This window comes from Mesorhizobium sp. M7A.F.Ca.CA.002.09.1.1 (genome assembly GCF_003998555.1).
GTDB classification, from domain to species: domain Bacteria; phylum Pseudomonadota; class Alphaproteobacteria; order Rhizobiales; family Rhizobiaceae; genus Mesorhizobium; species Mesorhizobium ciceri.
This window is the reverse complement of sequence record NZ_RZRR01001164.1, coordinates 1-1,424: the sequence shown is the minus strand read 5'-3', so window position 1 is coordinate 1,424 and position 1,424 is coordinate 1. Positions and strand designations below refer to the sequence as shown.

The following is a 1,424-nucleotide window of genomic DNA, read 5'->3' as shown; positions in this document are numbered from 1 at the left end:
GCCGAGGACCGCGCGCTGTTTCGCGAGGCGATGAAGAAGATCGGCCTGGAAACGCCGAAGTCGATGCTGGCCAACGCCACCGACGTCAAGAACACCGACCGCAAGACGCATGAGGCCGAGCGCGCGGCGCTCAAGGCCGAGAAGCCGGCCGATCTCGACGCCGCGCTCGATGCGCTGGAAACCCGCTGGAACCTCGGCGAAGGCGACCGCAAGCAGCGCTATATCAGCCATGGCATGGCGATCGCCGCCCAGGCGCTCGACCATGTCGGCCTGCCGGCCATCATCCGCCCGTCCTTCACCATGGGCGGCACCGGCGGCGGCATCGCCTACAACCGCGCCGAATTCTACGAGATCGTCCAGTCCGGCCTCGACGCCTCGCCGACCACCGAAGTGCTGATCGAGGAGAGCGTGCTCGGCTGGAAGGAGTATGAGATGGAGGTCGTCCGCGACAGAGCGGACAATTGCATCATCGTCTGCTCGATCGAGAACATCGACCCGATGGGCGTGCATACGGGCGATTCGATCACCGTCGCCCCGGCGCTGACGCTGACCGACAAAGAATACCAGATGATGCGCAACGCCTCGATCGCCGTGCTGCGCGAGATCGGCGTCGAGACCGGCGGTTCCAACGTGCAGTTCGCCGTCAACCCGGCCGATGGCCGCCTGGTGGTGATCGAGATGAACCCGCGCGTCTCGCGCTCGTCGGCACTTGCCTCCAAGGCGACCGGCTTCCCGATCGCCAAGATCGCGGCAAAACTCGCCGTCGGCTACACGCTGGACGAGCTGGAGAACGACATCACCGGCGGCGCGACGCCAGCCTCGTTCGAACCGAGCATCGACTACGTCGTCACGAAGATCCCGCGCTTTGCCTTCGAGAAATTCCCCGGCGCCGAGCCGGTGCTGACCACCGCCATGAAGTCGGTCGGCGAAGTCATGGCCATCGGCCGCACCTTCCAGGAATCGCTGCAGAAGGCGCTGCGTGGACTTGAAACCGGCCTGACTGGTCTGGACGAGATCGAGATTCCCGGTCTCAGCCATGGGGGCCTCGGTTCCGCCAACCATGCCGACGACCGCAACGCCATCCGCGCAGCGCTCGGCACGCCGACGCCCGATCGGCTGCGCATGGTGGCGCAGGCGATCCGCATGGGCACCTCGTTGGAGGACGTGCACGCCATGTGCAAGATCGACCCGTGGTTCCTCGAACAGATCGCCGGCATCGTCGCCATGGAAGCCCGCATCCGCGAGCACGGCATTCCCGAGGATGCCGTCAACCTGCGCATGCTGAAGGCCATGGGTTTCTCCGATGCCCGCCTCGCGTCGCTGACGAAGACCGACGCCGAAGTGATTCAGAAAGCTCGCGAAAAGCTCGACGTTCATCCTGTTTATAAACGCATCGACACTTGTGCGGCCGAGTTCGCCTCGCC

General features: G+C 65.1%; 1 protein-coding gene. It reads left to right on the top strand.

Annotated elements, in window-relative coordinates:
• Positions 1 to 1,424 (top strand): carbamoyl-phosphate synthase large subunit (carB, locus tag EN994_RS31380; protein ID WP_127308149.1); only part of this gene is annotated, 1,424 nt, incomplete at both ends.